The following is a 24,037-nucleotide window of genomic DNA, read 5'->3' on the forward strand; positions in this document are numbered from 1 at the left end:
CCTGGGGGCTTGTGGGGCACGCACATTGGCAACGAGTTCCCGCGCGGGGTTCAGCCGGCGCACTCCTCGCTGTTCAGGTGCAGCATCGCGTATTCGTGTCCCTCTGGGTGCCGCGCCAGCCGCGCCATCGCCCGGGCGGTGCGGGCATTCATCCCCGGCCCGAACTCGGCCGCCAGGTGGCGGGCATGCCACGCCATCCGAGGCAGGAGCACCCAGCGCACAAGCGGGAACCGCACGTAGCCAGTGCTTACGGCTGGCCTGGGTCTTTCTCCAAGGAGGTGCCGGGTCCAACCGGTGCGTGCGTCGTCGTATCGGCCACCCCGCGAGTGGCGTGGCGCAGTCGGCCTTCACGGAGTCGTCTAGCCCGGGGACCACGGGAAGGAGCGGCGGGGACTGCCATCGTTGACGCGCGAGGCGCGGCGTTCACCGTCACCCGAGCCCAGGCTGCCCCTGCCTGTTGATCCGATCTAGGCATGGCCGACTCGCGCCCTTCTCACGCTGCTCGGACGGCCGTACACGGAAATGTGGGGGAGGTACTTCGATCGTGGCTGGGCGTGACCGGGTGTGGCTGCGCGCCGCGGGCGGGCGGCACTGATGAAGTCGGTGCTGGTCGGCGGTAACCTGATGCAGGTCCCTCTGATGGCATTCTGGCCGGTGGTGTGGCCGTATTCCCAGGGGCCTTGCTCATCGGCGCAGTGTCGCGTCGGCCGGGTGGTGGCTATGGCGTACGGACCGGTTCGTGGATTGTGGCATACGAGTCCCTTTGACGGAGCGGACGGCGGTTCCTGGTTACGACGCTGATTCCGGGGACGTTCCGTGTTCCAGGTAGGCGGTCAGGCCGTTCGCGCGGGCCTGGATGCCAGCGGTGATTCGGCGTACGAGGCGAGGGATGGTGAGTTCTGGCAGCTGTTCGGAGTCGTGGAAATCGTAGCTGCGGAGCTCGTCGGTTTGCAGGGCGATCTGGCGGCGGTGGTCCTCGTTGAGGCGGCCGCCGTCGAAGAGGTAGAGGACCTTGTCGCCCTCTCCCGGATTCGGCGCCCAGTCCACTACCAGCAGGCGGCCGATGCGGGGATTGATGCCCAGCTCCTCACGGACTTCGCGCACGCAGCATTGCAAGGGTGACTCGCCCAGTTCGACATAACCACCCGGAATATCACGGTAGTTCTTGTACGAGGGCTCGACGAGCAGGACTCGATCAGCGTCGTCGAAGAAGAGGGCGCCGGCTGCCATGCGCGGGTGGGCCATCTTCGCCTCGTGCTCGTTCTCGCTCACGGGACGGACTCTATCCGCCGGCGACGACGCGCAGCCTGCGAGCCAGGTCGGCCAAGGGCTGAGACGGTCTGCCTCGGGTGCCGCGCATCCAGCCGATGACCAGTTCCCGGCTCAGGTAGTGGTGGCGCACCTGTTCAGGGGCGGCCTGCTCGGCGTCCAGCAGCGTGGCCAGGGCATCGTCGGTTCTGTTCCAGGCGCTGAGCGCGCGGGCGACTTCCAAGCTGTGCCGGACACGCCGCTCTACCGGCATACCGCTTGTGTCGATTCGAGGTCCGAGGTCCGCGGCCACCTGTATGTCTCCGAGTTCTCCCGCAGTGGCCACGCAGTGAATGGCCACATTGGTTGGGCCGAAGGCTGTCCACATGTGATTGGCATCAGCACCGAGCCGCTGTGCGGTCTCGTCCGCTTCGCGAAGAAAAGTCTGCGTGGTTGCCCGGTCCTCTGCTCGTGCCGCAGCCATCGCCCCAGTGAGGAAGAGCGTTCCGTATACGGATAGATGCTCGTTGCTCGCGTTGTTCAACTCCGGCTGCATGACGGCCGCCGCGTCGTTCACCAGCTGAATCGCCGTGGTGAACCGCCCGGTGGACAGCACACAGTGTGTGACCGCTCGGAGCAGGGAGCCGGTCACTGCGCTTTGACCGCTGAGCTGTGCGGCTGCCAGACCGCGCTCGGCGGCGATCCACGCCAGCTCCGGCTCCCCCACCTTGCCCAGCACCATGGCGGCACCTTGGTAGATCAGGGCGAGCAGGGCATGAGCCTCCTCTCCCTTACGTCCCGAGTACGCGCGGGATGCGGCGAGGGCATCGGCCAGGACGAGGGGAAGGCGTCGTGTGGCGAAGCCGTAGCGGGACGCCTGGTAGGCGTCGAGGACCTCCTTCACGTTGGTCCGAAGGTCCTTCAGAGCCGGTGGTTCGTCATCGGACGGTCTCAACAGAGGCGTGAGCTGCCTGTAGTCCATGAGCGCTTCGCGCAGCGCGGGGACTGTGCGGTGGCCGCTGTCGCTCGACCATTCCATGAGGGCCGGCTCGGCGAGAAGGTCTCCGAGGGAGACGTCCAGGGCTTGGGCGAGTGAGGTGATGACCGATAAGCGGTCGAGCTCGATCCGGTTGTTCTCCGCCTTGCTCAGCCAGTCCGTGGTGCGTCCGACGAGACCGGCCAGGACCTCTTGGGAGAGACCGCGCCGGCGCCGGTACCAGGCGACGCGCTCGCCGATGGTCAGGTTCTCTGTCATTCCTTGCATGTCCTGAGCATCACCTCGTGGCCGGAATAGACCCCGGAAGGTTTTTCCGGGGTGCTGCGGGGTGCCGTGCCTACTGTCGCAGGAGACCGAGAAAGCCGCTGGGCTCCGAAGCAAATCGACAGAATGGAGGTGCAGAGGGTGCGAAGCACGAAGACGACGGAGTCGTGGATCGAGCAGGAGCTCGGTCCGTTCGGACCAGCAGCCATCAAGCCGTATTCCAGAACGCGGTTCGCCACGGACGGCAGTGCCTTGCTGAAGGTCTACGTGGGCATTGACCCCGAGGGTCGGCGCCTGCGTGAAGCTGCGACGGTCGCGCGTGCTGCCCTCCGCGGCATCTCGGTTCCGGCTGTCCTGGCCACGGGAAACGACGAGATCGGGTCCTGGACGGCGTTCCCGGTGGTGGATGGGACCCCATGCTCGGTAGGTACGCACAACGCGACGGAGGAGTACATCGGTTACGTCGTGGCTGTGAGTGACAGACTGCACCGACCTACTGCTGGCGCCAATCCCGGCTCCGGCTGGGCAGCGTGGCGAGCCGGTTCTGCCTCCTCGCGCCAGTTCCTGCTGGATCAGTTCTCTCCTCGCTGCCGGTGGCTTCCCTGGTGGGCGGTGCTGCGTGAGGCCCTCCAACCGATCGATTCCCATCTGGTGGTTCACCTGCATGGTGATCTCAAGCCAGAGCATTTCCTCGTGGATGGCGAGCTTCTGCACGTCGTCGATTGGGAGGCAAGCGCCCGCGGACCGGCCGTTCTCGACTACACCGACGTGGTCTTTCACCTCGTGCGCGACCTGTTGTACGAGGGCGTACCGCCCGGACGCATTCCAGTCGATCTCGTGACCCGGCTGCCGTTCAGCGGGCCGGTTCTCGCTTGGCGCCTGCTCCTGTGGCTCGATCGCCGCCGGCCCCAGGACATAGACCTCGTTACCACCCGCGCTGTCTACCGACTCGCTGCCGAAGAACAGGCCGCTTCCGCGTACATGTCGCTCGCCCAGACCGTCGCGCTCCTCCGCGCTGCCGGCGTTCCTCGCTGAATTCTCGCTTCAGCGCTCGTCCAGGCGTGCTGACGCCTGCGCCCATCCCCTTCTGTCCACCCTTGAAAGGGAGTTCGCGATGCCTCGTACCAGCACGATCCTCGGCAAAAGCCACCTCGTCATCGACACCGGCGTGGCCACACCGGGCGCGACGACCATCGTGGAACGCAAGGGCCTGGGACACCCGGACACCCTGGCCGACCATCTCGCGGAGCGGCTGTCGCGCGCTTACAGCCGTTACACGGTCGACCACTTCGGCGCCGTGCTCCACCACAACTTCGACAAGCTCGCCCTCCTCGGCGGAGCCAGCGAAGTCCGATACGGGGGAGGCCGGATGACTTCTCCCGTGCGGGTCCTGGTCAACGGACGAGCCGCACCGATGTGCGGAGGTGAGTCCATCCCGGTCACGGAGATCGTCGAGGCGGAAGTGAGGTCCTTCTTCGCCGAGCGGCTCCCCGAGGTCTCGGACAGCCTCGACATCGTCTTCAACATCACCAGCAATTCCAGCCCGGGTGCCGTGCTCACCGGTGACGAGATACCGGACCGGACCCGGTGGTTCAGCCCGCGCTCCATCGACGACCTGCGCGAGCGGCGCGTGAGGCTCTCGAACGACACGTCTCTTGGCACCGGCTGGGCACCGGAGAATTCCTTCGAGTCGTTCGTGAGGGAGCTGGTCGACCACTTCTCCGGGGATAGCGACTTCACCCGCGCCCACGCCTGGTGCGGTTCGGACGTGAAGCTCATGGGGTACTGGGATGGTGAATGCGCGGATGTCGTGCTGTGTGTCCCCCAGAAGTCCCGCCAGGTCGGCAGCCGAGGGCAGTACGTCCGCAACGCAGAGACCGTACTGGTCGAGTGCCATCGCCTGGCTGGCGTCCGCCTGCCTGGCGCCGAAGCTCGTTTCCGCCTGAACGCCCGTGACGTCCCGGACAAGGACGAGCTGTACCTCACCTATACGGGCAGCTCCATCGAGTCCGGTGACGAGGGCGTCGTCGGCCGGGGCAACCGCGTCAATGGGCTGATCACGCCGCTGCGGCCGATGAATCTGGAGGGGGCGAACGGTAAGAACCCCGTTTACCACGTCGGCAAGCTGTACAACATCGCCGCTCAACGGCTCGCTCTCCGGCTCCATGAGGCGACTGCGGGCTACGCGGAAGTGCACCTGGTCAGCACCACGGGCCAGCGCCTCGACGAGCCCTGGCGCATCCTCGTCCGCCTCTCCGCTGCCGACGCCGAGCTCGACAAGGTGCAGGCCCTGGTCGCCGAGATTCTCACCGAGTTCCCGGCCCTCACAGACGAGCTGGTCTCCGGCGGAATCGTGCTGAGTTGATGACGACGCGGACGCTCGGCGATATCCCCTCGGGCTGTCGGCAGCGCCTCCTCGCGCACTACGGCCCCGGAGCCCAGGGCTGGCTCGACACAGCCCCTGATCTCTTAGCCACTGCCGCGCAGCGCTGGAAGCTCTCGCTCAGAGGCTATGTCGACTCCGGACACGCATCGGTGATCGCGATGACGACCGACCTCGGCGGGCGTCCGCTTCTCCTCAAAGCTTGGGTCGACCCCGACCGATACCGCCACGAAGTGGACGCTCTGCGCTTGTGGGCCGGCGGACCCACAGCCGACGTCCTCGAAGCGGCGGACGATCTCGCCGTGGCCTCCCTCGAACTCGTTGGAGGCCGGCCTGGGGGCGCGGATCGACCACACCGTGAGACACAGATGGTCGCCGCCGCCCTTCAGGGACTGCACATCGTCGGGCGGCGCAGGAACCGGCCGAACCAATTTCCCCGGCTGGCCGACTACCTCCATGGGGAAGTCCTCCCCCGGATCCGTAGGCGGGAGCACACCCTAGACGTCGGCCGGTGGCGCCCTCCCATCGACGCCACGCTCCCGTCTCTCGCTGACCTTGATGAAGACCCGACCCGGACGACGGTCCTCCACGCGGACCTGTACCGGGAGAACGTGCCCTTCGATTCGCGGGCTCGGCCGCGCTTGATCGACCCGCTGCCCATGCTGGGCGACCCGGCGTTCGACTGGGCGTTCTGGACCGTCTACTACGACCTCGGCCAGGGGACCAGCGCACGGCTCACAGCTGCCTCGCGCGTGTCCCGGATCCCTGTGCCCGTACTCGCACCGTGGTGCCGCCTGCTCGCCCTCGACGGTCTCCTTTTCTACGTGGAGACCGGCGATCCGAGAGTGCCGCGGATAGCGGAAGTGCTCTCCGACCTCTCGGCATCGACTCGATGGAGCGGAACGTGATCTCCTACATCGTTCGCCATGGCCAGACGAACTACAGCAAGCGCTACCTCGTCAATGGCGACCCGGCCAAGCCCATCCAGCTCAACGACGAAGGCCGGCAGTCCTTGAGCCGTGCCTGGGCGACCCTGCCTCTGCATGCTGTGGCGACGTGGCTGGCCAGCGAATTCCCACGAGCCCAGCAGACGGCATTCCTGCTGATGGGCGTTCCGGCGGCCGAACTGGTCGTCGACGCTCGGTTGAATGAACTCGACTACGGGAAATTCGAGAGCAGCCCGTTTCTGGAATACGCGGTATGGCTCGACAGCCAGGGCGCGAGCCGACGTCCACCCGGTGCTACGGAATCGCAGAGCGAGGGCATCCGCAGGATGCTCTCAGGGGTCTTCGCCGCCTTGGAGCATCCCGGCCCTCGTGTACTCGTCGGCCACGGGCTGCTGGTATCTGTATTGCTATGGCACCAGGGCCGCTCTGCGAACGACCGCATGCCGTTGTTCTTCCCGGAGGCTCCATACGTCGAGCCGGTCGCCATACCCGACGACGAGCTCCCGATCCTGATCACGACGCTGCTGGACGATCTTGACGCGAGTGCTCACCAAGAACCTGCCGGCGACGGTGGCGGGACGATATTGCGGATCAGCGGAGGCTCGACGGTTGCTACCGTCGATTCTGCATCCCCATCCCGCTCGCTGGATAAAAAGGATCTTCCTCATGCATGATGCCCGCGCCCTCATTGAGATGGGTGCCGAAGCGGTTCGTCGGCTCGCTCGTCGCGGTTACTCCCTGGACCTGTCCCGGCTGGAAGACCTCCAGTCGCGGCGCAACCAGAGCATCCGCTCAGCCGACGAGCTGCGGGCGGAGGCCAAGCGGGTAGCAAGCGAAGTCCAGCAGACGGCCAAGCAGGGCGGCGACATCGCCAAGCTGAAGGAGCGCGCCCGCGAGCTGAAGGACCAGGTCCGCGAGATTGAGGCCGGCCAGGAGCAGAGCCAGGAAGAGCTCCGCGATCTGCTGCTCAGCATCCCGAACCTGCCCGACGACTCGGCCCCGGACGGCGACTCTGACGAGTTCGCGGTCGAGGTCCGGCGCGTCGGCACCCCGCCGTCCTTCCTCTTCGAGCCGAAGGACCACGTCGACCTCGGTGAGAGCACCGGCATCCTCGACTTCGGCCGGGCGACGAAGCTGTCGGGCCCTCGGTTCGTGGTCTCCCGCGGTGCGGGCGCCGCCCTTGAACGGGCACTGGCGACCCTCTTCCTCGACATCCACACCCGCCGCCACGGATACGTCGAGCACGCGGTCCCCTACCTGGTCACGCGTAAGACGATGACCGGCACCGGGCAGCTGCCGAAGTTCGAGGAGGACCTGTTCAAGACCGGCATGGCCGACCGCGAACTGTTCCTGATCCCGACGGCCGAAGTACCGCTGACCAATCTCTACGCCGACGAGATCATCCCCCCGGCCGAGCTGCCCATGGCCCTCACCGCGCACACGCCGTGCTTCCGCTCCGAGGCTGGCTCCTACGGCCGTGACACCCGGGGCCTCATCCGGCAGCACCAGTTCGCCAAGGTCGAGATCGTCCGGATGGTCGACCCCGCGGACGCCGACGCCACGCTGGACACGATGGTCGGCCACGCCGAGGCGTGCCTGAAGGAGCTCGGCCTCGCGTACCGCGTCGTCAAGCTGGCCGCAGGCGACATCGGCTTCTCCGCCCAGCTCACGTACGACATCGAGGTCTGGATTCCCAGCCAGAACACCTACCGGGAGATCTCCTCGATCTCGAACTTCGGCACCTTCCAGGCCCGCCGCGCGAACATCCGCACCCGAGGCGAGGACGGCAAGCCCAAGCTCGTCGCCACGCTCAATGGCTCCGGTCTCCCCATCGGCCGCACCGTGGCCGCGCTCCTCGAACAGTGCCAGCAGCAGGACGGCTCCCTCGTCCTTCCCGAATCGCTCTTCCCGTACCTCGGCTTCCGCCGTATCTCGGCGGACGGAACACCGGAGGCATAACGTGCTCGTCGGCGTCTGCGACTTCCCTGGTAGCTACGCCTTTCCACCCGCCGGGTACGGCGGGATCGAACGATGGCTGTGGGCGGTCGCCGTAGGCGCCCGTGCCGCAGGCGCCGACGTACACCTTCTGGGGCCGGGCTGGCTCGCGGACCTGGAGCCCGACTGGGTCCGTAAGCCGGATCGCCTGGAAGACATCACCGCCGGATCACTCGCCGAGCGCGCGCTGCGGAGTGCCGGATACGACCTCCTGGTCGTGGGGCACGAGTACCCCTCGCTGCCCGCCTGGACCCGCACTTGGAACGCGCTGGAATGCGACGTCGCCACGTTCCAGCACTCACCCGTCTTCCAGCACACCAGCACCGCCTTCGACGGAGCGCGGTCACGCCTCTACTGCTACTCGCCCGAGATGATCGAGCGGTACGCGGACCACCAGCCTGTGCCTGAACTCGCTGTCCACCTCGGCCTGGACGAGGACGAACCTCCGGCTGTTGCCGGCAGCGACCTCGTGTGGCTCGGCCGCATAGACGAGGAGAAGGCCCCGCACATCGCCGTCCGCGCCGCCCAGATGCTCGGCCGCCGAATACAGATCGTCGGACCCGTCTTCGATGAGGCGTACGTGCGACACCACGAGCGCCTCTTCAGCGCGAGCCACGTGAAATGGGTGGGCGAGCTCGGCGGCCCCGCCAAGACCGCCGCTATCCGCGATGCCTCCGCCTTCGTCTACACCTACGCCCGTACGTACGTGGAGGCTGGCGCCGCAGTCTTCGGCGAGTCCCTCCGCGCCGGCACTCCCATGGCCGCGCTCACGTGGCGCGGGGGAACATGCGCTGAGGCGGCCCTGTGCGATCAGACCGGGGCGATCACGGTGGGCGACCCCGACCTGGACGACGAGACGGCCGCAGGACTTCTGGCCCGGGCGATCGAAGAAGCCGAGGACCTTGACCACACGCAGGTCCAGGAGATTGGGATGCAACGCTTCGATCCAGCCCGCCACTTCACGGCGATGTCGACACGGCCATGCTGACGGACGGGGCTCGGGAACACGCGCTCGGGGAGTCATCCGCACGGGAGGACCGCTTACCTGCCGTGCTGCGACAAGTGTTCGGCCCGCAATGGGTGTTCACTTCTTCTGCCGGTCGGATCAGGATCGAGCACGCACACAGAGGCTCTCCGTACTGCCCGCCTCGCCGCACCCCGTCGTGGGAGGAGCTCCTGGCGGTGCTGAAGGCGGGCTTCGCGGCGCAGGGCGTCCCGCAGGCCGCCTGTCTGCCCCTTCGATGGGGCCGGGAGACCGAGCTGACGATCTCGGCTGTCCAAGCCCTTGACCCCCTCCTCAAGGACGGTCGCCCACTGACGTACCGCAGCGGCTTCCTGCCCCAGCCTGTCGTCCGCTTCACCGGGCGGCGTGACGCATCAGGTGACCTCCAGGACGGGTTTCTGACCTCGTTCGTCAACGTCTCCCGAGTCCAGCCGATCCAGTGCCTGGACGAGTTTGGGACGATCTTGGACGGCTGGCTCAGCGTGCTCTCCCGCTTGGGTTTCCACGCGCGCCACATCAGCGTTCACGGCAAGCTCTCGACCTGGCGGCGCCGCCAAGTCGTAGGCATCACTCTTCGCTTCGACCACCTCGACCTGCCTCTCGGCGACATCGTTCTCCTGTGGAACGCCGACAACCCCGAGCGAATGGCGGTAGACCTCGGCACCGGGCTGGAACGCCTGGCCTGGGCACGGACGCGGCTTGAGTGGTGGGATCTCGTCTTCGGTAGGTTCGCGTCCCTCGTGCCACGGGCGACACTCGATGCCGTCCGCACGGCCACCCTTCTCCTCGCGCACGGCGTCAGCCCTGCCGCGCGAGGGGCCGGCGGCATCACTCGCCGGGTCATCGGAGCGATCGACCCTGATGTGGCGAGGCTGGGCGTCAGCTCCCTGGTGCGTGCGTCCTACCGCTATTGGCGCCTTTTCGGCGAGCCGAATGTTCCCTGGCCGGCGGTGACCATGGCGATCGAGGAGGAGCTGGACAGCTGAAGAGAATTCCGAAATGAAGTGAGCCGCCTGCCAGGGCGGCCCTGTTGTAGCTCTCGTGTCTCATGCCGGGGTCTGTCTGCAGTTTCGTATATCCACGGCAGGTGCGTGAACGCGGCACGACTGCCGCTCTCGGAGCGGTATCGAACCACCTCTGAATAGCCATCGACTGCCGAGCTCTCCGGAAGCGATGAGTTCGCTGGAGGCAGACAAGGAAGAGCGCAGAAAGACTGGCCACATGGGGTAAGGGATGTCAAGGTAAACGACCTCCCAGAGATTTTCAGGCCGCCTTAGCTCGCTGCGTCGGTGGTCGATGGGCCCATTTCAATTCACATGGAGGCGTTCCTGAATCCGCATTTTCCGTTCGATCCTTCCCTCGCGACCGGCGTCCTTCCCACGTACTGGGTCGGCCCCCGACACCTGGCCGGTGACGACGGTCGTCTCTACGATGCCGTCGCGGACTACCTCGCCGGCTTCGGCTGGACGAGCCTGACAGCCGTTCGAGGGCGGCGTGAGCTCGATAAACCGCTGGAGGACCTTCAGGTGCTGCGCAGCACGGTCCTGCACATCAGTCCCGACGCTCTTCGGTGGGCGCAGTGGGTGTTGCCGGACGAGCCGTTCTACCTCGGTGGGCTGCCGATCGCGTGGCAGGTCTCTGCCCGCTCGGACGCGAGCAGTCCTCTCGCGGACTGGTCCGCCTACTTCACCCGTGAAGTCCCGGGTGAAGTCATCGCCGCCTTTCTCCAGGCACTTGACGCATGCGGCCAGCCTTCTGCTGCGTCCGCCGGACCCCGGGTGGTCCTCGATGCGGTCACCGCGCACGGTTGGTTCCGCGACGCAGAACAGCCCCAGACGGCGGCAATGCACCCCACCTTCACCGCTCGCATCAGTCTCGGCGAGGTGCCGCCCTTGATCCAGGACGCCGACCCCCGGGCTCTGATAGCCGAGGCGGAGGATGAGGGGGCGAGGGGCTGGCAGGCGTGGGCTGAGCCGGCCATGGGGGCCCCATGTCTGTGGGCTGCGTCGTTCAGTGCCAGCGTGCCCCACAGCCTGGTCGCCGCGTTCGCCTCCTCGCTCAGCTCCACCACACCGGTACTGCGCCGAGTGCTGCCGGAGAGCACGCGGGATCACCTACTACGGGCCCCTGCGAGCTGACCGTGCCCCACGCCGGGAAGCCGGGCCTCTCGCATGGGAGGCCCGGCTTCGTGCTGCTCGTGCAGCTCCGGTGTGTAGCGGACTTGTGGTTGCCCGAGCGGGAGCGGGCTAGTTGCTGTATCCAGCCTGTTGGCAGCGCTGGGAGATGGCGTCTATTTGATCTTTCCTGGCGCCGATCGCCGGGACCGGGAACGTCTCTGGCCCCGGTCACTCCATCGTTGGGTCAATATGTGACGCGGGCCTTCGCTAAAAGGTGTAGGGGGTGAAGGGACGCACCGGTTCCATCTGGAGGGCGAGCAAGCGATCGAACTCGACCCGTTCGTCCTGGCTCATCAGCTCGACGGCGTTGCCCAAGGTCTTCTTAGCGAGCTGGTTCATGAACGGAGCGAGGAACCGGTTCATGACTTCTGGGGCGTCGTACACTCCCCGCTTATACTCCATGTAGCGCTCGAACTGCGCATGGAACTCGAAGAATTCTTCGCGGTTTGCGTGGAGGGCGGTGGTCTGTTCCTCGTTGCTGAACGGTCGCCCGTCGCTGTGGGACCAGGTACGGGTGTCCTTTCGGTACGTGAAGTCCGAGTCGCAGAGAAGGGCGACGACGGAGGGGTTGACTTCCAGTTCGGTCATAGGGGTGTGCGGCTCCTTGTGGGATCGGTTGGGGTACATCAATCGTCTGGAGAATCGCCGGTTGGGCTAACCGGCGATCGTCGGCTATGTTGCGCCCGCCTCCCCGGGGTCAGTGCCGATGGCTGGAACGGCTCGACGCCCTGGCGACCGGTGATGCGACGGGTGCTGCGGCCAGGGTGCCCCGGCTGCCTCGGGTGGGTCTGACCTGCGGGTTTTCGGGTGCGGCGGGCAGGTGAGCGGTGGCGCGCAGGCGCCAGACGAGGACGTCGCTGATGGAGGTGGCGGTGCCGAGCTCGCGTCGTTGGGTGGCGTCGGCGAGCAGGGAGGCCGGGTCGTGTCCCGCTTGCCGGGCGTCGGCGAGGGTGGCGGCCAGAGCAGGCCAGCCGGGCTCGGCCTGGATGCGTTCGGCGAGCTCTGGCAGCACCTGACGCAGGAGGTCGGCTTGCCGTCTCCGGATACTCGCTGCCTGACGCTGGCCTCGCCGGCGGAGGGTGGCCATGGGGTGGGCTGCGGCCGCCTGGTAGGCGGCACGCAGGTGTTCGGCGGTTTGCTGGGCCGCGGCGGCCTGTTGGTGGTGGTGCCTCTTGGCGTGCCAGTTCGCCACGGTGATGGCGAGGAAGACGGCCATGTCGATGACCATGGCGGTGGTGGCGCCGTCCTCGCCGTGACCGAGGGCGGGGCCGCTGTGGACCAGATCGTGGGCGGCCTGGCGAAGGGCGCGGTCGTGCCCGCGTATGGCACGGATGTGGGAGCGGGCGGCCCGTTCGAACGCGGAGGCTGCTTGCCGTAGTTCGGTGCGGGTATGGGCGGCACAAGTCTGGGCGAGCGCGTCCAGGATCTCCCCTGTGGCGGCGATCTGCGCTGCTGCAATCCCGTCGTCACCGTGATCAATGATCAGCAGGGCGCGCCAGGTGGCGGCGGTGGCGCGACGTCGGGCGAACGCGGGATGGGTTACGGGCGGAAGGGCGGGCTGCGCGGTCTCGGAGCCGCCTTCGGGGACAGCCTGCGCCTGCTGGGTCCAGCGTTCTCGGATGCGGGGCAGGGACAGGTCGGGGGCGAGGGTGGAGCCGGCGTAGAAAACCGGTTCGTTGTCCTTGTTGCGGTCACCGGGCAGTGCGACCTTGTAGCCGAGGAGGTCACCCGACGGTGCGATCCGCTTGTGGATCAGGACACCGCCGGCGGCCAGCCGGTCGAAGAACTCATCCGTGGAGGCCGCGCCGGCTGCCGCGCCGCGCACGGTCTCGCGCAGCTCCTCCCGCACAGTGCGCTCCCGCCCAGCACGTTCGGCTTTGTGGCGTTCGGCGCTGGTGGGGCGTTTGGCTGCGGTGCCGTCGCCGGGCGTGACGCGGTGCAGGCCGTAGTCGGCTTCGATGAGGCGGGCTGCGGCCTGTGCGCGTTGGCCGGAGCGGTGGTGGTCGGGGCGGCGGCCGTCCTCGCGAACGAGGGTGGCGATGATGTGGATGTGGTCGTCGGCATGACGAACAGCGGCCCACCGGCACCCGGCACTGTCTGGGCTGACGGGGTCGATGCCGGTGGCGGCCACGATGCGGCGGGCGATGTCGGCCCACTCCTCGTCGCTGAGGATGCGGTCGGTGCCCGCGGCCCGCACGGAGCAGTGCCACACGTGCTGCTCGGGCCACTGGTCTTCCCCGAGCAGATGCAGGGGCTGGTCGAGGACCCGCTGGAGGTCTTCATTCGTGGCGGAGGGGTCCCGGCCGGGGTCGGGTGCCATGCCGTCGTAGGAGGCGAGCAGGTGCGGATCGACGTGCTCCTCGCGGGTGCCCTTGCCGTAGAGGTAGTTGAGTAGCCCCCGGGTGTTGCTGCCTTGCTTGTGGATGCGAGGGATCAAGCGGCCTCGCCTTTCGCGCGGGAGATGATCCGCTCAACGGCAGCCTTGGTGGCGGTGGCCGCACGGCGGACGTCAGCGAGGGTCTCCTCGACGTCGGTGGCGTCGCCGCCGGAGTTGAGGGTCTTGGCCATCTGGTTGAGGTTGCTGCCGGCCCAGCCGAGTTTGCGGCCGGTGGCGAACAGTTCGGTGAGGACGTCGTGGTCGGCTGCGATGGCGGCGGCGGTGCGGGTCTGGTCGCGGGCGGCGGCCAGGGCGGAGTGCGCGAGGAAACCGGCGATGCTCATGCCGACGGCGTCGGCGCCGGCCTGGATGAGGGCGTGTTCGCGTTCGCTGAGGCGGACGCTCTGGGCGGGACGCTGCTTCTTGTCACGCGGACGCGATTTCCCCCTGGCCCGGCGCTTGCGCCCGGCCGCGCCTGGCTGCGATCCGCCCTCGGTCGCAGCCTTCCCGTCCGGCGCCCCCTGGCGCTGGTCGGGCCCCGCCACCCCTGGGGCGGGGTCGAGTTCGGACGCTCCCCCGGCGGGGGAGTGTCCGAATCTCCAACTTGCTCCGTCTGAAGCTGGGGTGGGTTGTCTCTCGTTCTGGTGTTGGTCGGGGCTGGTGGTGCACGGATCCTGCATGGAAGGCTCCTGATGGGAGGGGGGAATGAGCGGATCAGGCCGGCGCTTGGGCAGTAACCCCGCGTCCTGCTGGTGCGAGAGGGGGGATCGCGGGGGAGTGCTGCGCCTGGTATGGCGGCGTGAACGTGGGGCTGCGGTCAGGCGGAGTCGATGGTCCGCGGATCCCCGTGCCGTCGTTTGTGGCTGACCGGATATCCGGTCAGGCCGTTGGGAGGCTGGTCTTGGCGCCCTGCTCCGCGGCTAGGAGCGCCTTGAGTTCGGTGAGCCGGTCCTCGGAGATGGTGAGTTCGGCCTTCCGGATGGCGTTGCGCAGCACGGCGCGGGTGGTTGTTCCGTGCACTGCGACGGCCTCGCGGCAGATGGCGAGTAGCTCGTCCATTTCGGCACCGGGAGGGCGGCCGTAGCGTTGCGCCGCGGGTACGTCTTCCTCGTGGGACGGCTCGGCGGGTGCTGGGGCGGGTGCCCAATCGTGCAGGGGGAGTTGTTTCTGCACGGATCGGTGAGCCACAGACTCGGGGGGAAGGTGGGCACCGAGGTGTTCCGTGGCTTCCTCGGTCTCGGAGGCGTAGTCGGCGGCCGGTGGGCTGTGTCGGGGCGCCGTCGGTTCGACATGACGCGTGGCGAGCCCGTCCGGTGTGGAAGCGGTCCAGGGCGATGGCAGCTCGATCGTGGCCAGCGCTGCCGCGTGACGGCGGACGGCGAGCTGCTGCAGCAGCACTTCGCGTTGGCGCTGGTCGATGCCCACCGAGGCTTCGGCGATGGCCTGCGACAGCCGCCGTGCAGTGCGCCGGCCTCGCCAGCTGGTGCGCTGCTTCTGGGTTCGCTCCGCAAGGTGGGCGGCCAGGGCGACGGCTTTGCGGGTGGCGCGGTCGCGGGTGATCTGCGCGGCATCACGATCGCGTTCGGCGATACCAAGGCGGGAGAGCAGGCGTTCGCGTACTTCGCGGCCGACCCGGGCGAGGACGCTGTGAGAGGCGGCCTCGGGCGTGCGGATGCGCAGTTCGATGCCCATGGCCTGATGCCAGAGCAGTGCGGCCATGACGGGTCCTACGAAGGCCCGCACCGTGCCGCCGACCGCGCCCGACTCGGCGTACGCGGGGATCACCTGAACAGCGGTGATGACCCAGGTGAGGATGCCGGGCAGGCCGGGGGTCTGTTTGGGGCCTTGGAGGTTCTGCCGCGCGAGCAGCGCCGTGGCGAAGAGGGCGAGTTCGGCGGCGGCGAACATCGCGGTGCGCTCGGTGGTTCCGTTCATGTCCAGGTAGTCGGCGGCGAACCGCCAGCTGGTGTCGGCGCTGTAGGTGGTACAGCCGACCGCGGCCAGTGCGGCGACCCTGACAGCGGGTGTTCCGGGCTGGCGCTTGCTGCGGTTTCGGTTGGTGAGGCGGTAGATCAGCAGGCCGATCAGGAGCATCGTGCATGCGGCCAGGAAGGCGGTAAACGCGAGCGACGTCGGGGTCCAGCGCCCCAGTGCGGGCAGGGGGAATGGCGTCATACAGGGGGTCTCCAGAGGCCCGCTGCGCCGGGTGGGCAGGCGGGAGCGCAGGCGGGCGGTGTGAGGAAGCGGTCAGGTGGGGCGGCGGCGTGCGGTCAGACGCCGGGCTGGCGTCTGCGGTCTGCGCCGGTGAGGACGACGGTCGTGGTCATCTCGGCGAGACGGGAGGCGACGCGGTCGCCGACGGCGTCGCGCAGCGCGGCGGTCGGCAGGTTGGTTGTGATGAGGGTGGGGAGCAGCTCGGTGTAGCGGCGGTTGATCAGCCGGTAGGTGATCTCCTCGGTCCACTCCGACTGTTTGGCTGCGCCGAGGTCGTCGAGGATCAGCAGTGGGCAGCTGCTGAGAGTGGCGAGGTCTCGCTCGGCGTCGTGGCCGGCGCGTGGGCGCAGGCGGGCGTACAGGTCAGCCGTGGTGGCTGCGTCCCACCGCAGTCGCACTCCGGCGGTCAATAGCGACCGCACCGCGCCGTATGCCTGGTGCGTCTTGCCGGTGCCGGTGGGTCCGGCGATCAGCAGGGATGGTCCGAGCGCGATGCCGCGGGTACCGCTCGGGCCGGGCCGCGCGGCGAGGGTTACCTCGTCGGCCCAGGCGGCGACCTGCTGGTGATCGGCGAGGGCGTGGCGGTAGCGGGGCGGGATGCGGGCTTCGGCCAGTTCCAGCGCGGTCACCCGCTCCGAGGGGGCCTCAGCGGGTGCGGCGGTTGCGTCGATGCCCCGGTCGGCGAGGATCGTGCTGAGGCGGGCGGCCAGGGTGCTGATGCGCTGCGGTTCGCGGCTGGTGGTGGCTGTGGTCACAGCTGGCCTCCGTAGGCCGCCTCGACGTCAGCTGGCACCGGGTTGGACCACGCCCGGTGTGGGGAGGCGGCTGCCTGCGGAGCGTTCATGGCCTCGTTAACCAGGCTCGGCAGCAGGTGCACGGACAGGCCCTTGGCACGCATCCGTCGCATCCCGGCGCGGATATGGTCGGGTGCGAGGCCCTCGCCGAGCAGTTTGCCGACCACCCGGCCGAGGTGGCCGAGCACGTCGCCGGGCGGCCGGTGTTCGCATGAGGCGACGTATTCGCCGACCAGGCTCTTGGCCGAGACCGAACCCGAGGCAGCCGGGGGCGCGGGGGCGCTTGCGCTCCCCACCGGAGGTGATCCTAGATCCAGGATCCTAGGTCCTAGATCCGGACCCTGAGTCCTCACCGCACCCTCCTGTCGTTGTGGTGAGGGCTCACTGAAATTGCTCTGAACTGCGGCTTCGTCGTTCACGGGTGACTCGCTACGTTCTCGGGAGCCCTCAGGCTCTCCTCCGTGAGGGCTCCCGACCGGTTCACGGAGGACACCGCGAACGGACGGGGCAGCCGCGGCCGATCGACCCTCCTGGTGGCGTGGGCAGGCCGGGCAACGGCTGCCACTGGGCCGGTTGATCTTCTGATGCCGAGCCCAGGCGACGATGTGCAGGTACCGCTTGCCGTCGGCGCCTTCGTATCGGCAGATCAGACCGGCACCGTCGAGCTGTGTGAGGTCGTCCTCGACTTCCAGCGGGCCGTGTTCGGGGCGCAGAGACCACAGGGCGCCGGCGATGACGGCGGCCTGGTCACGGAAGCGCCCGTGGTCATCTGCCTGGGTGAGCAGGCCGAAGAAGGTCCGCTCGGCAGGGACGCTCACTGCGGCGAGCGACTCGGAGATGAAGGCTTCCGGTTTGATGGTGCGTATCCGCGCCATGCCTATCGCCCCGCCTTCGTAGGCAGAGGACGGGAGTTCGGCGACGGGTACGCGACTACGGCCGCGAGGGCTGTAGCTTGTTGTGGCATAGACGGTTCCTCACCCGGTGGCGTTGTGGCCGCCACCGTCTTGATCGTCCCAATTCGGTTGATAGGGGACTTTGAACCCCCGGCGTTGGCCCGCCGGGGGTTTTTCATGTGTTCGACCCCAGGGGTTCCGGGCGTATGGCCAAGACAGCCACACCCTCTCCGCACAAGTCCAGCATTCTGCCGAGAATGCAAACAGCTCTCGGCGAACGCATCGTGCACGGCTTCCCTAAAACGATAGACCCGAATTGGCCGCTGACCTAGAAGCGGCACAAAAGGGACAATCGGTAAATCGCCCTCTGCAGAGCTTTGATGGGTGTGCGTTTTGGCCGGGCGATGCAGAGTCCCACGTGAGAGGCACCGCAGACGCCGCTCCATCAACGCCGTTCGAGGTATTTGGTCAACGGCGGATTCCAGGCTATGTTGCCTCGCTTGCGGGAGTCAGGGGACCAGACCTGACAAAAATGAAGCGCAACATAGCAGCACATCGCCGGTTACCCAAACCGGCAATGCAGAGCTACAACTGACCTATGCCTGAATGCCCTCTGGGAATTGGTCCGGCCGGCGTGCTGACCACCCGCGCTATTACCCGTGCCTGCACAGCGCGCGGATTCGCCCAGCGCCAGCTGGTCGAACGGGTGACCACGCTCGGCCGCCCCATGACCATCACGATGTTGTCCCGCATCGAACGCACACATGCCGCTGTGACGTCGACGACCTCGTCGCCATCGCAGCCGCCCTCGACGTCTCACCGCTCGCTCTGCTCGCCGAGACGAGTTGGCGGAACGAGCCCTCATAGCGCTCCCCGGGTGGGTCAACACCCGGCAGGCGCAACGTACTTCACACCGCCCCATACCCAAGTGATCAACCGGCGCGTCATAAGTCGCACCGGCGCGCCAGAGAAGGAACTTCCTTGCGCCGAGAGGCCATGCCCCCTGCCCTGTTGCCCTATCGCCTCCGTACCGCGAAGGAGGCGATCCAGCGTGGCTGAACAGCCAGCCACCGAGATTGCGCTGTCCCGCCTCTACCGCCCCGAGGAGGTGGCCGCCGTGCTCGGCTGCTCTGCCTGGTGGGTCAAGGACCGGGCCCGCCGTCACCAGATCCCCTTTGCTCGCGTGGGCCGTGCCTACCGCTTCACCGCCGGCCATCTCGCCGAGATCATCCGCCTCCATGAGGAGCGACCGACCACCGCTGCACGGCCGCCGGCAGTTGGTGCCCCACCTGCGGCAGCCGCTCGACGGTCCGGCGCACCCGAACCGGCTGCACCATCGCCTCGCCTGCGCGCCAGGCCGCCGCGCCGGTCCAACCGATCCGAATTCGACACCGCCGCATAGGACCCCGAACCGAAGAGGAAGGAAACGCACTTGGGTTTCGCGGAGAAGCGCGGAAGCTACTGGCGTGCCCGATACAAGACCGCTCCCGGCAAGCACCTCACCGTCGTCGACGAGCATGGCAAGGCGATCAAGTTCGCCACCAAGGGTGAGGCCCAACGCTCGGCGGGCGAGGCCGAGAACAAGTACCGGCGCGGCGACTGGCGCGACCCCGCACTGGGGCAGGAGACGTTCGGCGACTACGCGAGCCGCTGGTACGGGGCCCAGGATCTGGCGGCCTCGACCATGCAGAACTACAAGCGCCACATCGAAGAGCACCTCCTCCCCGACTTCGAGGACCACGCGCTCGCCGGCATCCTGCGTTCGGACGTCGACCGGTGGGAGAAGAAGGAAAGGGCCCTGTACGCGGCCTCCAGCGTCAAGACCTGGCGCTCCACGTTCCACCTGATCTTCGAGGACGCGATCGACGAAGGGCTGATCACGTCCAACCCGGCGACCAGGCGACGCGGGCGGGGCAAGCGCGCGGGCCGCTCCCGTGGCCGGGGCCCCGAGAAGGTCGTCACCGATCCGCTCGGCATCCTGCTCATCGCCGAACGGGCCGCCCTGCTGTCCGGCCGCGACGACGAGTTCGTTGCCGTGATCCTCAAGGCGTACACCGGGATGCGCTGGGGCGAGATCGTGGGGCTGGAGACCGAGTTCGCCCGCCCCGGCGCGGTCCGCGTGGAATGGCAGCTGTACGAGCTGGACACGGGCGAGATGGTGCGCTGCCCGCCCAAGGACGACAGCTACCGCACCATCGACGCCCCGCCCTGGTTGTCAGCGCTGGTCGCCAACCACATCGCCCGCGCCAAGCCGACCCCCTGCGCCTGCCACAGCAGGACGTACGTCTTCTGTGGCCACGGTGCAGCGCGCACCGGTGGACACCACGGTGCGAAGCTCGTGGACGTCGCCCGGCGCGCCGATGTCTCCACGGGGACGGTGTCCAACGTTCTCAACCACCCGGACCGGGTGACCCAAGCCACCCGCACCAAGGTGGAGGCGGCTATCGCGGATCTCGGGTTCATACGTGGGGGCGCGGTAGTCGGGCACACCGCGCACTGGCGCCGGAACGGCTTCGCTACCTGGCTCTTCACCCCGGCCGTCTCGGGCTGCTACCCGAAGAAGGCGCCCCAGGAGGCACGACCAGTGCCGTTGGTTGGCGAGCCATGGCCCGGCATCCCGGTCCGGGGGCGCAATGCCTCGGCACGGGCCGACGCGTGCTGGGTCCCGATCGCCAAGGGGCTCACCCCGCACGGTCTCCGCCACTCCCACCGGACCCACATGGAGGACATCGGCACGGAGAAGGTGCTCATGGACGAGCGCATGGGCCACATCGACGGCTCGGTCTCCGCCCGCTACGCCCACGTCACAGCGGGCATGCGCAAGCGGTTGCTGCTCGGCCTCACCGAGCAGTGGGAGGAGGCACTCGATACCCGGCTGGAGATGAGCCCCCGCTCACCGGTGCGGGTGCTCGACGCGCTCCTGCGGGCACGCCGCAGCGAGCTGTAACCCCAAGCAGGTGGGCGTCGTGCCCTGCAGCGGGGCACGACGCCTACCGAGGACGGTTTCTCGGCGGTACCGGGCCAGGGATGACATCGAGGTTCAGGTGCTCTTTGAACAGGTGTACCAGGTTGCCGCCGTCGAGAAGTTCGAGCCGTCCGTGCTCGTTGGCGAAGGCTTCGCTGCGCCGCCCGAACCAGGAGGTCGTCACCAGAATGCCCTTGGCGGCCCGTTTGTGTTCCACGACGCCGGCGAGCGCGGACACTGTCTCGAACGGCACCACGTTCTTGGTGCGCTTGGCCTGGATGATGCACAACCCCTTCATGACGGGGTCGGTATTCATGGCGATCGCGTCAACGCCCTCGTCCTGTGACGGCTGGGTATTCACGCTGTCGAGGCCAATGGCCTCGAACAACTGCCTCACCAGATGCTCGAATTCTGTCGGGGTCAGGTCCATCAGCACCGGCCGGCTGTCCAAGCCCGCTACAACGTCCATGCTGTCCATCAGCCGGAACTTGGTCAGGTCGAACGTGACCAGCGGGCGCACCGGTTCCAGCTCGTACGGGTTCGGCGAGATCAGGGACCGCAGCCGTTTCAGGCAAGCTCGCGGGTCCACCTGCGTCAGGACCAATTGCCCGAACTCTTCCCGGTCTGCCTGGAGGGTGATCAGGCACGGGTGTACATCACGTCCCGTAGCACGGTCGATAGTCGCCACATGCCCGTTCAACGCGATGGACTGCACTACGCCTTCGGTGTCCGCGGCGAAGAGCTCGTGCACGGTTCGCAGGGCGGTCTGCGCGAGGACGGACGCGTACAGCTCCTTGCGCTCCTTCTCAGGGCGCGCGATGGGTGTGATCTCGTCACGCAACTTCACATACCGAAATGCACGGGCCGCAGGGACCACACCTTCCAGAGGCAGGTCGATCTCGACGAGCAAGTCCCCTGTGTCTGCCTGGTACGAGACCTGGTGAGTCTTCGGGAAGCCGTGGGGGTACGCGGACGCGGCCAGGACCTTGTCGACGTACCACTCAACAGCCTCGACGTCCCTGTCCCGGTAGGCGTTGTGGCGCTCGTCGATACGAGCGTTCCATTCCGCGACCCGGGCGGCCTCTTCCTGGTTGCGCTCCTCGTGCCGATCACGTGCCTTCTTCAGTTTCTCGGCGCGCTTCTGCTCATCGCGAGCGTGGTCCCGCAGGGCTCTGTCGAACCGCTCGCGCGCCGCCTCTACATCCGCCTCGTAGGCCCGACGCTTGAATCCGAGGGCGCCCAGAAGCCCACGTGGAGGCTCCGGCTCGTACTCCTCCAACCGCGGGACCGGCATCTCTCGCGAAAGCGTCGCCTTGGGCGCGAAGACGGAGGGAACGAACACCTGCCGGAACCGCTCGAAGGCTGGCGGCCGACTGTCCAGTACGGCTGAGCGCAGCAACGTCGAGAGTTGCTCGGCGTCGTGTTCGGTCACACTGGTCCGGTCGACGGCCTTCTGGACTTGGGTAGCTTCGTACGCCAGCTTGTCTTCGCGAACCTTCCGCTTGGCATTGGCTTCGGCGGCCTTCCGCTCTCGCTCCCGCTCCTTGGCCTGTCGCGCGAGTTCCCGGGCGTACGGATCGTTTCCACCCGCCCCGTTTCTGCTCGCCATTGTGACCCCCCAGGTCAGTACATGATCGTGCGGTCGAAACTCCCCGAAGTATCCCGCATACGGTCAACGGCGTCAGCTGGTGTCGGTCAGGACCGCTCTGCGTCGATCGGCCTGCGGCAGTTCACCTGGTGCTCGGTGGGGTCGGCCACGGGGTCCCGTGGATGGAGGCGTCGAGGACGTCCCCCAGCCGGAGCCAGGCTGTGGGGCCTGAGTAGGAGGCGGGACTCGATGCGAAGCGTGTCCACGCCTTGTCACTGTCACCGAGCGCGTTCATGACGACGGTGGTGACGGCCTGGTGCGTAGTGCCGTAGCGGGAACTGCCGCCGACTGTGAGGGCGGTCCAGGCGGGAAGCGCACGGATCAATTCCGGATTGGTGTCGGGCAAGGCGAGTACCTCCCGTGCCCACGCCTCGCGGTAGCCCGGGGAACCGCCCAGGCGGCGACGGAGACCTGTGGTGATGTCCATCAGAGCGGCTTGGGGCGCCGAGTGGCGGGCCAGCACGTCAGCGAACGTGAGGTTCGGCCGGTAGGAACCTGACGCGAAGGCGATAAGCGCCTTCTCGACCAGATCGTCGTTCCCGGCGTGCCGCGTCAGGTAATCCTCCAGCACCTCCCCGGTTGCGCCGGCGAGGTCCCGAACGGTGACGCGGTTCGGATCGCCGAGCGCAGACTTGCGGGCCGCAGCCGAAGGATCGCCGATGATGCGCACGATCGAGGCACGGGTCTCGGACAGCAGCCGCTCCTTGTTTTGGGCTGTGTAGTCATGGGCCCGGGTGTACGGGTCCGGGCGGAAGTCCTTCAGTACGGTACGCACCTGGTCCTCCACCTCATCCGACACGATGGCCAGGTGCACCAGAGTGGCGTGAACCCAACGGAGATCGGGCTGTGTTCGGTAGGCGGTGTCGTTCTGCGGTTCCCAGAGCTTGAGGGCTTCGACGCCTGCCTCTGCAAATCGCCGGCCCAGGTCGCGCAGGAGTTCGTCGGGCGAGCTCCAGGTGTGGGGATCGCCGTAACGGTGCTTTGCGTCGGTGGGGTTGAGGATGTATCGCCAGCTTCCTTCCGCTGCGTTCTCCATCCACGAGGTGGTGGCGTGCTCGCCGTACTTTCGCAGGTTCGCCACGTCGGAGAGATAGTCCTCGAAGTGCTGGAGCCGGTCCGGCGCCAGCGCGCCGAGGTCGTCGGCGAAATGGGAACGTACCCGCTGCTCAGAGGCACTGTCCCTGAACATGCGACACATTCGTGTGAGGAGCGAGCTGTCCCGGAAGCGTGCGAGATCGTCTTTCGCGATCTCCTCCAGGAGGCTTGGCTCGACGTCCCAAGGGATGGTGCCGAGCAGGTGGCGGCGGATGATGTGGTTGGCATCGGATTCCTCGGACCAGGCGACCAGTTGCCGGTGGCGCGCGGTGTGGGTGGACACCACCTGCTCCCACATCCGCTCCCAGGCGTTCTTTGCGGCCTTGAACGCGTTCCACCAGGCAGTGGAGTCCTCACCCTCTCCTAGGTGCGTTGGGCGGGGGAACGTCGGAAGAAGATCGAGAGCCATGGCGAAAATCACGTCGTGCACATCCGGCTTCCGCAAGATCATTTGCGCGGCGGCCGGTTCCTGCAGCAGCTCCGGAGTCATGGGCTGACTGTGCGGCCCGCGCTGTCGCAGTTCGGCCGCGATCCCGTCGGCAAGCGGCTTCCCGCATCCAGCCCGACCAAGACTGCCGAGCTGCGGCACCGAGCAGCGACGGAGGGTCTTCGTGCGCTGCGTGTCGGTGCACGAAGGGTTGGACAGGGCTGCGGAGGCCAGTTCCATGGGCGCGCCCCAGTGGGGCTCAGCCGTTCGTTTGAGATCTTGGTCGATCGCAGTCTGGAGCAGCCAGTCCGGGGCGCCTTCCCTGAGCGCTCCCCCCAGCAGCGCCAACACGAGGTCATCGTGTTCGACACCCTCCGGCATGGCACGTACGTGCTCCACGGCCGCACGCGTTGGGGGCGACTCGGGCCCCGCCTCCGCGACGACGGCGCGCAGCAACTGGACAGGAAGCCCGGAACGCGGCTCCGTCGTACTCATAGCAACCCCCACAGATATCGGACCGTATGCCCGCCATCGTGCCGGACCGTAGTGACGGTCGTGGTCGGTAACTGGAATGAGACGTACGAGTAGCGGAATGGCGAGATCCTGTTGA

The 24,037-nt window shown here is 67.5% G+C and carries 21 protein-coding genes; 10 read left to right on the top strand and 11 right to left on the bottom strand.

Features of this window, described 5'->3' with window-relative positions; all coding sequences use genetic code 11:
- Positions 1–50: 50 nt before the first annotated feature.
- The 3 genes from QMK24_RS14025 to QMK24_RS14035 form a co-directional block, all read right to left on the bottom strand.
- Positions 51–197, bottom strand: a complete 147-nt coding sequence (locus QMK24_RS14025; RefSeq protein ID WP_283466093.1) for a hypothetical protein — start codon at positions 195–197, stop codon at positions 51–53.
- Positions 198–789: 592 nt separating this feature from the next.
- Positions 790–1,272, bottom strand: coding sequence for an NUDIX domain-containing protein (locus QMK24_RS14030; RefSeq protein WP_283466095.1), 483 nt, complete (start codon positions 1,270–1,272; stop codon positions 790–792).
- A 10-nt stretch (positions 1,273–1,282) separates the two neighbouring features.
- The gene (locus tag QMK24_RS14035; protein WP_283466096.1) at positions 1,283–2,503 is read right to left on the bottom strand and encodes a helix-turn-helix domain-containing protein; all 1,221 of its coding nucleotides are present in this window, start codon (positions 2,501–2,503) and stop codon (positions 1,283–1,285) included.
- A gap of 147 nt (positions 2,504–2,650) precedes the next feature.
- Here QMK24_RS14035 and QMK24_RS14040 point away from each other — a divergent pair, with 147 nt between their 5' ends.
- The 8 genes from QMK24_RS14040 (at position 2,651) to QMK24_RS14075 (ending at position 10,975) form a co-directional block, all read left to right on the top strand.
- Positions 2,651–3,544 (top strand): aminoglycoside phosphotransferase family protein, encoded by an 894-nt coding sequence (locus QMK24_RS14040; protein ID WP_283466097.1) that lies wholly within the window; start codon positions 2,651–2,653, stop codon positions 3,542–3,544.
- A gap of 79 nt (positions 3,545–3,623) precedes the next feature.
- The gene (locus QMK24_RS14045; protein WP_283466098.1) at positions 3,624–4,874 is read left to right on the top strand and encodes a methionine adenosyltransferase; all 1,251 of its coding nucleotides are present in this window, start codon (positions 3,624–3,626) and stop codon (positions 4,872–4,874) included.
- Complete coding sequence (locus QMK24_RS14050) at positions 4,874–5,800, top strand: aminoglycoside phosphotransferase family protein (protein ID WP_283466099.1); 927 nt, start codon at positions 4,874–4,876, stop codon at positions 5,798–5,800. Before QMK24_RS14045 ends, QMK24_RS14050 begins: the two co-directional genes overlap by 1 nt.
- Complete coding sequence (locus QMK24_RS14055; protein ID WP_283466100.1) at positions 5,797–6,513, top strand: histidine phosphatase family protein; 717 nt, start codon at positions 5,797–5,799, stop codon at positions 6,511–6,513. The genes QMK24_RS14050 and QMK24_RS14055 overlap by 4 nt, the downstream gene beginning before the upstream one ends.
- Entirely contained in the window at positions 6,506–7,798 is a 1,293-nt protein-coding gene (gene serS, locus QMK24_RS14060; RefSeq protein WP_164607265.1) for a serine--tRNA ligase, read from the top strand. Before QMK24_RS14055 ends, serS begins: the two co-directional genes overlap by 8 nt.
- A gap of 1 nt (position 7,799) precedes the next feature.
- Positions 7,800–8,822, top strand: a complete 1,023-nt coding sequence (locus QMK24_RS14065; protein ID WP_283466103.1) for a glycosyltransferase family protein — start codon at positions 7,800–7,802, stop codon at positions 8,820–8,822.
- Between the two features lie 194 nt (positions 8,823–9,016).
- Positions 9,017–9,823, top strand: coding sequence for a hypothetical protein (locus tag QMK24_RS14070; protein WP_283466104.1), 807 nt, complete (start codon positions 9,017–9,019; stop codon positions 9,821–9,823).
- A 330-nt stretch (positions 9,824–10,153) separates the two neighbouring features.
- Positions 10,154–10,975, top strand: a complete 822-nt coding sequence (locus QMK24_RS14075) for an SPDY domain-containing protein (RefSeq protein ID WP_283466105.1) — start codon at positions 10,154–10,156, stop codon at positions 10,973–10,975.
- A gap of 246 nt (positions 10,976–11,221) precedes the next feature.
- Here QMK24_RS14075 and QMK24_RS14080 read toward each other — a convergent pair whose 3' ends face one another.
- From QMK24_RS14080 to QMK24_RS14105, 6 genes are all read right to left on the bottom strand, one after another.
- Positions 11,222–11,602, bottom strand: coding sequence for a hypothetical protein (locus QMK24_RS14080; RefSeq protein WP_283466106.1), 381 nt, complete (start codon positions 11,600–11,602; stop codon positions 11,222–11,224).
- A gap of 109 nt (positions 11,603–11,711) precedes the next feature.
- A complete protein-coding gene (locus QMK24_RS14085) occupies positions 11,712–13,451 on the bottom strand; it encodes a relaxase/mobilization nuclease domain-containing protein (RefSeq protein ID WP_283466108.1) in 1,740 nt (579 codons plus the stop codon).
- Entirely contained in the window at positions 13,448–13,936 is a 489-nt protein-coding gene (locus QMK24_RS14090; RefSeq protein WP_283466109.1) for a plasmid mobilization protein, read from the bottom strand. The genes QMK24_RS14085 and QMK24_RS14090 overlap by 4 nt, the downstream gene beginning before the upstream one ends.
- 334 nt (positions 13,937–14,270) lie before the next feature.
- The gene (locus QMK24_RS14095) at positions 14,271–15,566 is read right to left on the bottom strand and encodes a hypothetical protein (RefSeq protein WP_283466110.1); all 1,296 of its coding nucleotides are present in this window, start codon (positions 15,564–15,566) and stop codon (positions 14,271–14,273) included.
- A 95-nt stretch (positions 15,567–15,661) separates the two neighbouring features.
- The gene (locus QMK24_RS14100; RefSeq protein ID WP_283466111.1) at positions 15,662–16,360 is read right to left on the bottom strand and encodes an ATP-binding protein; all 699 of its coding nucleotides are present in this window, start codon (positions 16,358–16,360) and stop codon (positions 15,662–15,664) included.
- The gene (locus tag QMK24_RS14105) at positions 16,357–17,274 is read right to left on the bottom strand and encodes a hypothetical protein (RefSeq protein WP_283466112.1); all 918 of its coding nucleotides are present in this window, start codon (positions 17,272–17,274) and stop codon (positions 16,357–16,359) included. Before QMK24_RS14105 ends, QMK24_RS14100 begins: the two co-directional genes overlap by 4 nt.
- Before the next feature lie 1,069 nt (positions 17,275–18,343).
- On the opposite strand from QMK24_RS14105, the gene QMK24_RS14115 reads away from it, so the two are divergent.
- Both QMK24_RS14115 and QMK24_RS14120 read left to right on the top strand, forming a co-directional pair.
- Positions 18,344–18,694 (top strand): helix-turn-helix domain-containing protein, encoded by a 351-nt coding sequence (locus tag QMK24_RS14115; RefSeq protein WP_283466113.1) that lies wholly within the window; start codon positions 18,344–18,346, stop codon positions 18,692–18,694.
- A gap of 30 nt (positions 18,695–18,724) precedes the next feature.
- On the top strand, positions 18,725–20,239 hold the full coding sequence (locus QMK24_RS14120; RefSeq protein WP_283466115.1) for a LacI family DNA-binding transcriptional regulator: 1,515 nt from the start codon (positions 18,725–18,727) through the stop codon (positions 20,237–20,239).
- Between the two features lie 43 nt (positions 20,240–20,282).
- On the opposite strand, the gene QMK24_RS14125 is transcribed toward QMK24_RS14120, so the two are convergent.
- Positions 20,283–21,866 (bottom strand): restriction endonuclease, encoded by a 1,584-nt coding sequence (locus QMK24_RS14125; protein ID WP_283466116.1) that lies wholly within the window; start codon positions 21,864–21,866, stop codon positions 20,283–20,285.
- 121 nt (positions 21,867–21,987) lie between these two features.
- Positions 21,988–23,778: a hypothetical protein gene (locus tag QMK24_RS14130; protein ID WP_283466117.1), complete on the bottom strand. Its 1,791-nt coding sequence runs from the start codon at positions 23,776–23,778 to the stop codon at positions 21,988–21,990.
- Positions 23,779–24,037: the final 259 nt, after the last annotated feature.

It is taken from the genome of Streptomyces sp. PH10-H1 (genome assembly GCF_030063355.1).
Taxonomy (GTDB): Bacteria; Actinomycetota; Actinomycetes; order Streptomycetales; family Streptomycetaceae; genus Actinacidiphila.